Source organism: Lysinibacillus sp. NPDC095746 (assembly GCF_044763535.1).
Classification (GTDB): Bacteria; Bacillota; Bacilli; order Bacillales_A; family Planococcaceae; genus Lysinibacillus.
The window spans coordinates 1-9,124 of the sequence record NZ_JBIWGL010000056.1 but is presented as its reverse complement, the minus strand read 5'-3'; the positions used below and the strand labels follow the sequence as shown (position 1 = coordinate 9,124).

Below are 9,124 nucleotides of genomic sequence, written 5' to 3'. Positions count from 1 at the left end.
AGTGCTTCCTAATACAATCTAAAACCAGATCTCTATTTAGGCGCTACCATTTTTTTGAATATAAAGGTCGCGTTTATTTGAGCATGGACTTTTTTTAGTGCCAGAGATTTTATTTTCATGGGAGTTTAATAAGAAATATTTAAGTTATTTGGTATTTCTTTTGAAACATTTTAAACTGTTTTTCGTACTTTTGTAGCTTTTCAATATCTTTAGTTGAATTCAAGAATGGTTTTCGCTTTCCAATAACCATAATATCTTTTCCATCTATCAAGCAATCATTCAGTTTAACGAAAGGATGGAAATATTCGCATTTAGTTTGAGGTAGCTTAACAGACAGCATTGCAAACTCTTCAGTAGGGAATTGGTTCGATAAACTGAGTTCCAATAAACTCTCTAAATGCGATATAGGCTCTAAAGATTCATCTTTTAGTTTTAAGTTTGATAATCCCAAAATTTTAAGGTTTTGAAGCTGCTTAATAGGTTCAAGTGTGTCGATATTTAAGGGTGTCCAAATCCCACCAGACAAATTTAATTCCTCTAAGGAATAACACAATCCGATTGGGTCAATGTTATTCATCCGTTTAAAATCCTCAATAGAAAGGTATTTCAAATTAAGATTTTTCGATATATCCCATAATTTAATTGCTTTGGGATTCCAACAAAGATACAACTTTTCTACGTCATTTAGCCTTTCTAAAGCTGATAAGTCTTCAACTCTCATTTCATAAATGTATAATGTTTTAGGATTGATGGAGTTAATAATTAAATCAAATTCTTTTGATTAACAGTGTATATCCAAACTGTTTCAATATCAGCATAGTTACTCAAATACTCAAGATTTTGAGTCTTGCCTTGTAGTGCTATTTCTTTTGGAACCTCTTTAATGTCTTTCAAATCCTTAATAAATTTTGGTTGTTCCCCAGTAGGAAATAACAGCATTTCAATCCCCCGTTAGTGGATGTGAGGGTTTTAGTTAAAAAAGTGATAAGTGAACAAAAGAGCTTCATATTACAAGTAAGTAAATTAAGACAAACTTAAGATTTATCCTACTTTTTTCTTCATTAATTTAACTTATAATCTTTTAAATAAAGAAGTATAAGGGAGAAAATAAGAATGAAAAAGTTGGGCTTTTTAATTTTTGCAATTTGTATAGGTGTGACAGCCTTTAAGATAGTACCGTTCTCTCAAGATGAAAAAGGTGTAATAGTAAATGCCTATAATGCGAATGGTGTAGTGGAGGGTAAGTTGTCCCTTGGAACTATGAAAAAAGTAGAAATTCCAGTAGAACAAATTTATCAAGGAAATTTGCTTTTGGTCAACAGTAAGCACCCAGTTCACAATGAAAGTATAAAATCAGATGTCATTAATTTATATGCTCGCAAAGAATTAGTAAAAGGATACAGAGTGTTTAATAGCGAAACATATTTATCGGAAGATATAGCAAGTAAATTTTCGAATATGGTTCTTGATGCGAAAAAAGATGGAGTTTCTAATTTTTTAATTTCCAGTGGTTTTCGAGGATTTGATGAGCAAACTAAACTTTATAAAGAAATGGGTTCCAATCGTGCCTTGCCAGCAGGTTACAGCGAACACAATTTAGGTTTATCGCTTGATGTGGGGAGTACCCAAGGGAAGATGGAGGTAGCACCTGAGGGAGAGTGGATTGCAGAGAACGCTTGGAAATACGGTTTTACGCTACGTTATCCTGAGGATAAAACGGATATAACGGGAATTATGAATGAACCGTGGCATATCCGCTTTGTCGGTTTACCGCATAGTGCGATTATGAAAGAAAAGAATTTTGTTTTAGAGGAATATTTAGACTATATAAAAGAAGAAAAACATATTTCTGTTACTGTAAATGGTCAAAAAAATGAAATCTTTTATTATACTGTTACTAAAAATACCACTATTAATGTGCCGGCCAATCTTCGTTATGAGGTATCGGGCAATAATACGGATGGTGTGATTGTGACAGTATTTCCTGATAACGTGTAGAAACTCAAGGAAAATGAAACAGTCGACTTTTCACGGAAAGTGGCGACTCCTGTGGAATGACTTGCGCTGAAACACCCAATGAAGTAGATTGAAACCAAGTCCGTGGAAAGCGCCACTCGGTGTGAAAATCAACCGTTGTTTATTGTTATTAATTATTTATCAAAAGAAGCTGAGACATAACTAATAAGGCTCTTTGCGAAAGCCGAATTCTTTCAAATAAATTAAGCATTATATTTAAAAACCCGATCAATGGCAAAACACCGTATGAGTGTCTTGCAATTTGTTCGGGTTTAACTTTAGCTAAAATACTTTTGTCCTTGCCTCTTTTCATAAACGATACGGCCATCAACAACCGTATAAGCGACTTTTACTTGTGGAATATTTTCGATAGCTATTGTAAAAAGATCTTCTTCTAAAATAGTGAAGTCTGCAGTATAGCCCTTTTCAATCTTACCTCGAGCATGGTCTTGCGCTATTATTTGTGCAGCTCCTATCGTATAGAGCCTTACTGCCTCAAAGCGTGAAATCTTCTCTTCCGGACCGTAGCCATTATGCGATTCCCCAAAATTCCGCCTTGTAACTGCAGCATATATACCATATAAGGGATTTGGCACTTCAATCGGGGCATCACTGCCGCCTGCAACAACTAATCCACGATCTAGTAGCGATTTTAATGGGTGTAAGCCTTTTGCCCGTTCCTCCCCTAGCCTAGCTAGTTCTGCCTCATACTCTCCCTGCACAAATTGAGGCTGCATATCCACCGCGATAGGCAACGCAGCGAGTTTTTCTAAAATCCCTTCATCGACTAAGCTACAATGAATAACACGATCTAATTGACCTTCACGAGGCGGATGGGCAGCAAATACTTGTAAAATTGTTTCAATGGCTAAATCGCCAATGGCATGCACTGCCACTGTTTGTCCATATTGACGTGCAAGTTTTACATATTCGACTAGTTGTTCTGTTGAATGTACAAGCATACCGCAATTGCTTGGTTCATCACAGTACGGTTCACGAAGAGCAGCAGTACGTCCTCCAAAGGCACCATCGATAAAGATCTTCATGGCACCAAACTCTAAATACGGAGAAGATACTTCTTTCATCTTAGCAACTTCCTCAAATACCGTGTGGTGTTGTAATAAATGAACTTTAAACGAACGCTTTGCCTCGATGATCTTTCGAAAAGCATGTATTGGTTGCAGCGGAGGCCCGTAATAGCTTAAATCCTCAGAATGAGCACCCACTAAACCATATGATTGCAGCGATATTACCGCCTTTTCGAGGGCATCCTCAATATATTCAGACGTAATATGAGGCATATGGTTGACAATCATATACAATGCTGCATCTTTTAAAACCCCTGTTAGCTGTCCATCCACCTTATCAATGACCCCACCTTTTGGAGATCGTGTGTCCTTAGTTATTCCTGCAAATGCCAGCGCCTTGGAATTAGCCAAAATTAAATGATGACAGCTACGCTTAATAATTAAATGTGCTTCCCCTAAGGCATCTAGCTCCGCTAATGTCGGGAAAATAGGATCTATAAATTGCGTCTCATTAAGCCCAATCGCGATTACCCATTCATTTGCGGGAACTTCCATCATCCGCTCATGAATAATCGTCAGTAGCTCGTCCTTACTTCTGACGTTCGATACATCAATATGCTTTAATTTCTCCCCGTAGCCAATAATATGTAAATGACTATCGACAAAGCCTGGATACATCACATTCCCTTGTAAATGTTGAATAGAAGTAGCATGTGGCGACAAGCTATCTACCGAGCCTGTCGCCACAATTTTCCCTTCTTTTACAAGGACTGCTTCAACTGTTTCGCCAACTTGCGCCATCGTGTAAATTTTCCCACCTGTCCATAATGTTGCCAAAACAATTCCTCCTATGCAATTGCTTCTAATTAATTATGTCTCGGTATTATTACCGTCCGGAATCGGCTTTAATTTCTTTCAGCGAGTGTTTGGACCCCACTGAAAGAAATTAAATGTGCTCGCTCTAAGCGTCGACGTACTATTACACCAAACCATGCTGCTAGAACAGCTTTCACAATACCTACGACGATAAATGGTGCCGCTCCACCCATAAAAGCAGTTGTCCAAGTTAAATCTCCGACAATTTTTAACCAAGTCGTTCCAAACGACAATGTCACAACCATTCCAATGATGTTCGCGACAATTGCATGGAAAATAGTCAGTCCAAATGTATCTAAGTATAAGCCCATTATAATGGCCGTAACAAGGAATCCAACAATATAGCCACCTGTAGGACCAACTAAAATAACTAATCCCCCTGACATACCACTAAATACCGGAAGACTAGCTGCACCAAGTAAAATATAAAGCAGTACTGATAGCGTACCAACTCTTGTCCCTAAAATCGTTACGACTAAGCCTACTGCTAATGTTTGTCCTGTAATTGGAATAAGTGGTAGCGGAATCGTTACTTGTGCAAGAACAGCAATAATCGCTGCACCAAATGCCGCTAACACAAAATTATATGTACTACTCTTTTTCAAACTAAATGGCCTCCTTTTGTACGTTAACTCATGTTGTAAATAAGTTAACACAAAGATATAGCAAATAAAAACTGTTGTCAATCTATTTTGAAAAATAGCTATAAAAAAAGAAATTGCTATAGTGAACTAGCAATTTCTCTTCACAAATTACCAAAGCGGATCGTTGGTAGGATCATTTTCTTGCAAATCAAAGACATATGGTGCTAATTGACGATAATAAATAAGAACGCCAGCTATAAAGAAAATAATCCCAATCGTAATATTATTAAAAATAAATTGCATAAAAGTAAAAAAAGGAACCGGAAATGCTAAAATGCCACCTATTTGCATAGATTTTTTTGTACGATATTGTTTTTTCCCACAATAAGGACACTCGAGTTGTCCATTTTTCCGGTACATTTTTCGTGCTTGCTTCTCTGACCAAGTTTCCCCACACTCAATGCACACCGGTAGGCCATATCCTTTCTTGATTAGCACAAGTTTAACGATAAAGGCAACGCTTACCAAAAAGCTAAAAAGCAAAATACCTTTTACGAAATCGTTTTGTAAAAATGTCAATATACTCCATGTATCCGCTTCTTGCTGTAAGCTAGCTGCCTGATGATTCCCTGATTTTTTATTGTGTGATAATAAATAACTAAAACCAATGACAAAAATCGTAAACGTTGCTAATACCACACGATATTGCCACGGACTACTTCTTCTTTGTTTCGTTTTACGATAAGCTTTTTGGGCTATTGCTTGTTTTTTTTCATCTGTAAGCTTTACATCCTGAAGTTCATTTAGTACATCTTCTTTAAATTGATTCATGGCGTAACACCTCCCAATCATAATCACCGATTGCTGTTGCAAGTTGCTTTCTCGCACGCTGTAATCTTGTACGTATTGTTGCTTCTGGACAACATACGAGCTGCGCAATTTCTACTGTCGTCATATCCTCAAAATAATAGAGAATTAATACTTCCCTATATGTAACAGATAATGTAAACAAAGCTTCTACTAGCTCTCGTCTTGTAGACTTAGCAAGAAATTCCTTTTCAGGCGTGACTGCTGTCGTACGCCCTGTTATTTTTTCAAAGAGTGTCAGTCGTTTACTTTTCCAGCTACGCAAATAATCATGGCTTCGATTGACCGTCATTTTTACTAAATATGTACGTAATGATGATTCTTGACGAAATTGCTCCTGCTTTTGATAAAAGGCGATAAACACATCCTGCACAATGTCCTCAGCCGTTGCTTCATTTTTCACATATAAATAAGCAACCTTTAGTAAGTAATCACCGTGCTCTGCAATAATTTTTTCGATATCCATTTGTTGTCTCACCTTCTTTCTAAACTACTGACGGATGCCACTTCATTTCCGATTCATTTTATTAAAAAAATTTTTAAAAAGAAAAGAATCTGCCAAACTCCAACGACTGTTCGTTGAAATGAAGCAAATCCTTTATGATTAAATCTTTAGCGGATGTTTAAGAAATTAAAAACATTTCGCTGAATAGAACGCTTACATTTTAAAATTCGCCAGTACCATGATCTGACCTGTTTATATACTATTTCCCACATCATTATATTGATTAAAGAACGTAATTTGGTTACGTCCATTGCGCTTGGACGTATACAATGCTGTGTCCGCATTATGGATCAGTTCTTCGACCGCAGTAATTTGGCCTTGTTTATTTGTACTTACACCAATACTAAATTCTAAATGGACAGTCTCATCATTAATTAGTAAAGACAGAGAATTTAATGTTTGATAAAGATTTTCCGTCATCGTTTGAACAGATTCACCTTCCTGTAATTTGCAAAGTACAATAAACTCATCTCCACCAAAACGGGCTACTATCGATTCAAATGCTTGAAAATAGTCCTTTAATGTAGTTGCAGTAATCGTTAAAGCATCATCACCAAACAAATGACCATTTGTATCATTGATTTCTTTAAAATGATCTAAGTCAATCATCATTAATGCTAATTGCTGATTATCTACTGAAGCTTTCTCCACCATTTTCTCTGCTTTCTGATCAAAATAGCGTCGATTATAAATATTCGTTAATGGATCAATGTAAGAAGTTTTTTCAAAATGTTTTTTCTGGTCATCGTACTCCATCTCAAATAATAAATGAGTATAATTTTCCCTTTGAATTTCTAATAAAACATTAATATATTCCTTTTGTATCGAGCACAATATAAGTTTATTACCTTGCTTTTCTATTAGCTTCACCAAAGAATTGTAGATCGTTTGAAGCATAGATAAATCATTATTTTTTAAGGCATAGTGCTTCGACTTTTGATACAAATCAATGGCCTCGCAAATGCGTCCCTGTTTTTCACAAAGTAAAGCATAGGCATTTATAACCTCCAATTGTAGCTTTGAATAAGGAGGTTTCTGAATCGTCACTAACAACTCTTTCAATAATTCAGCTGCTTCATCAAATTCCTCCAAACTAATTTGCGCAACAGCTAAGTTTATTTTTGAATACATAATCCCTGAATATGGATTTTCATGCTTGGTCTCAAAATAATTGGCATAGTATAAGCTCTTTAATGCAAAATCCTTTGCTTTTTGATAGTTCCCTGAAGAGTTTTCTAAGTCGCTCAAATTATTATATATTTTCCCTATACTATCTATATGTTGAATACGCTCAGCAATCTTTAGTCCCTTAATCATAAACTCTTTAGACTTCTTTATATGGCCAAACGTTCCCCAATAAATAGCTACAATAATATAATGATGAATTAAATCAATATCATCGCCATATTGAAAGGTTAATTCGCGATACTTCTCAAGTACACTAATAGAAACTTGCAAATCACCTGTTTGGAAATAGCTTGCACAGCTATAGCGTAGTAACAGGATTGCTTTTTTATACATACCAAGCTCAATAGCACTTTCAATTGCGGCACTACTTAATTCTATATATTCTATAAAGCGATTTGCATCATACAATTCATTTAGTGTAATCCATAGTTCTTCAAACTCCTGTGTATTCATACCGCCCCTCCTTATATTAACCCCTACTTCTTTAATACTATCTTTATGTGCATAATATTACAATTCCTCAGACTCATTTATTTGTAAATTAATGAGTAAATTTAACCTTAAAATACCATACGGTGATTCATTTATCCCAAAAAGATAATATACATCCCTATAAAAACGACCTTTGAATATTTATGATAGTACAAAAACTATAATTTCCCAACACAGAAAAAACAAGCCCCCTTCTTTAAAGAGACTTGCAGAATGTTTGAAATGAATAAAAATTACCGTCGCTGGGCACTTCATCTGCTTTGTTTCAGAATGTTAAAAAGCACGTAGCAGTCCAGGTTCTTCATAATCTTGCAGCAAAAATTTGATAAAACCTCTAGTACAATGTCCTCTGCCGTGTGTCTATTTATCACAAAAAATATGTTTAGACGTAAGAAATGCTCTGCATGGTTTTTCAAGTATGCCTCCCAACTCCCCCTCTTACACTATAAACTACTGCCAATAAATGACCGTTTCACTTCATTTCATAAAAATTTGAAAATTCATATTGACCTTGGAGCACACTCCAATGTTAGGATAAAATTAGGAGGTGCTCACATGCTTATTAAACAATTTGCAACTAAGTATAATTTATCTACCGATACCGTACGTTACTATGAAAAAGAAGGATTACTACATCCACATAAACAGGACAATGGCTATCGAGTGTATGATGTCACTAGTGAACAAACTATAAAATTTATTTTAGTATTAAGGCAGCTCGGCTTTACATTATAAGAAATTAAACAGCTGCTGACACTAGAGCAAAAGCCAACTTCAAATACCTGCAATCAACAAACAGTACAGCTATTCTCAACAAAGATCACCAACATTGAACAGCAGTTATTTTTTTATCAGCAGGCACTTCAATCCTTACAGCTCACTCAAACATTAATGGCTGAAGGAAAATACGCAGAAAATAAGTTGGTCATCGGCTCACTTATCGAGGATATGTATAATAAATTACAAGAAGGAAATGTTCATAATGAAAATACGTAAAATGATCGCATTAGAATATTTAATAGCATTTTTAGGAAGTGTATTTTTCTACTGGTATTTTGAATTTTCGTTCCTATATTTTTTCCTGCTTTTATTCCTACCAGATATAACGATGGTAGGCTACATCGTTAACACTAGAATTGGCGCATTATTTTACAATATTGGCCATAGTTTAGTCGTGCCTGCTATTCTCTTGACTATAGGCTTTATCACAGTATCGACCCCGCTACTAATGGCTACAATCATTTGGCTTGCTCATATATTTTTAGATCGTATGCTAGGCTATGGTTTAAAATATGATGATGCCTTTACTAAAACCCATTTACAACAAATAGCTTAAGTTAGAAGCTGCGATTGTATCGATAGGTTGGCTGGTTTTATCAGCGATGTTCGCGGTTCTATCAGCGATGTTTGTGATTCTATCAGCGTTGTTCGCGGTTCTATCAGCGATGTTCACGGTTCTATCAGCGATTCTTAGATTGAGTCCGTATAATTGTGTAAAAAGAAAAGGGGTCATTTTCTTTCCTCTTGGTTACAATGTTTTCAACCACGAAAATAAAGTAAAGTGAGGA

General features: G+C 35.7%; 8 protein-coding genes and 1 pseudogene. 3 read left to right on the top strand and 6 right to left on the bottom strand.

The annotated features are described in order from the left end of the window. Positions 1-139 precede the first annotated feature (139 nt). Positions 140-939, bottom strand: a pseudogene (locus ACIQ7N_RS23315) (leucine-rich repeat domain-containing protein). 174 nt (positions 940-1,113) lie between these two features. Here ACIQ7N_RS23315 and vanY point away from each other — a divergent pair. After that, positions 1,114-1,998: a VanY-A/VanY-F/VanY-M family D-Ala-D-Ala carboxypeptidase gene (gene vanY, locus ACIQ7N_RS23310; RefSeq protein ID WP_402936600.1), complete on the top strand. Its 885-nt coding sequence runs from the start codon at positions 1,114-1,116 to the stop codon at positions 1,996-1,998. A 296-nt stretch (positions 1,999-2,294) separates the two neighbouring features. On the opposite strand, the gene ACIQ7N_RS23305 is transcribed toward vanY, so the two are convergent. The 5 genes from ACIQ7N_RS23305 to ACIQ7N_RS23285 all read right to left on the bottom strand — a co-directional run bounded on the left by ACIQ7N_RS23305 (position 2,295) and on the right by ACIQ7N_RS23285 (position 7,517). Further along, entirely contained in the window at positions 2,295-3,881 is a 1,587-nt protein-coding gene (locus ACIQ7N_RS23305) for an amidohydrolase (protein WP_402936598.1), read from the bottom strand. Positions 3,882-3,949: 68 nt separating this feature from the next. Continuing rightward, positions 3,950-4,525 (bottom strand): biotin transporter BioY, encoded by a 576-nt coding sequence (locus ACIQ7N_RS23300; RefSeq protein WP_402936597.1) that lies wholly within the window; start codon positions 4,523-4,525, stop codon positions 3,950-3,952. 147 nt (positions 4,526-4,672) lie between these two features. Next, positions 4,673-5,335, bottom strand: a complete 663-nt coding sequence (locus ACIQ7N_RS23295) for a TIGR04104 family putative zinc finger protein (protein WP_402936595.1) — start codon at positions 5,333-5,335, stop codon at positions 4,673-4,675. Further along, positions 5,322-5,837 carry a sigma-70 family RNA polymerase sigma factor gene (locus ACIQ7N_RS23290; protein WP_132362843.1) on the bottom strand — a complete coding sequence of 172 codons (516 nt, stop codon included), beginning with the start codon at positions 5,835-5,837 and terminating at the stop codon, positions 5,322-5,324. The genes ACIQ7N_RS23295 and ACIQ7N_RS23290 overlap by 14 nt, the downstream gene beginning before the upstream one ends. Positions 5,838-6,068: 231 nt before the next feature. Continuing rightward, positions 6,069-7,517 (bottom strand): GGDEF domain-containing protein, encoded by a 1,449-nt coding sequence (locus tag ACIQ7N_RS23285; protein WP_402936592.1) that lies wholly within the window; start codon positions 7,515-7,517, stop codon positions 6,069-6,071. A 594-nt stretch (positions 7,518-8,111) separates the two neighbouring features. Here ACIQ7N_RS23285 and ACIQ7N_RS23280 point away from each other — a divergent pair. Together ACIQ7N_RS23280 and ACIQ7N_RS23275 are read left to right on the top strand one after the other, a co-directional pair. Continuing rightward, positions 8,112-8,291: a MerR family transcriptional regulator gene (locus ACIQ7N_RS23280; RefSeq protein ID WP_402936590.1), complete on the top strand. Its 180-nt coding sequence runs from the start codon at positions 8,112-8,114 to the stop codon at positions 8,289-8,291. A 247-nt stretch (positions 8,292-8,538) separates the two neighbouring features. Beyond that, positions 8,539-8,892, top strand: a complete 354-nt coding sequence (locus tag ACIQ7N_RS23275; RefSeq protein WP_402936588.1) for a DUF4260 family protein — start codon at positions 8,539-8,541, stop codon at positions 8,890-8,892. The last annotated feature ends 232 nt before the right edge of the window (positions 8,893-9,124 follow it).

Excerpts from the sequence above, each read along its gene's own strand:
- ACIQ7N_RS23280 (WP_402936590.1), top strand. The coding sequence starts at position 8,112 with ATGCTTATTAAACAATTTGCAACTAAGTATAATTTATCTACCGATACC.
- ACIQ7N_RS23295 (WP_402936595.1), bottom strand. The coding sequence starts at position 5,335 with ATGAATCAATTTAAAGAAGATGTACTAAATGAACTTCAGGATGTAAAG.
- vanY (WP_402936600.1), top strand. The coding sequence starts at position 1,114 with ATGAAAAAGTTGGGCTTTTTAATTTTTGCAATTTGTATAGGTGTGACA.
- ACIQ7N_RS23285 (WP_402936592.1), bottom strand. The coding sequence starts at position 7,517 with ATGAATACACAGGAGTTTGAAGAACTATGGATTACACTAAATGAATTG.
- ACIQ7N_RS23275 (WP_402936588.1), top strand. The coding sequence starts at position 8,539 with ATGAAAATACGTAAAATGATCGCATTAGAATATTTAATAGCATTTTTA.
- ACIQ7N_RS23290 (WP_132362843.1), bottom strand. The coding sequence starts at position 5,837 with ATGGATATCGAAAAAATTATTGCAGAGCACGGTGATTACTTACTAAAG.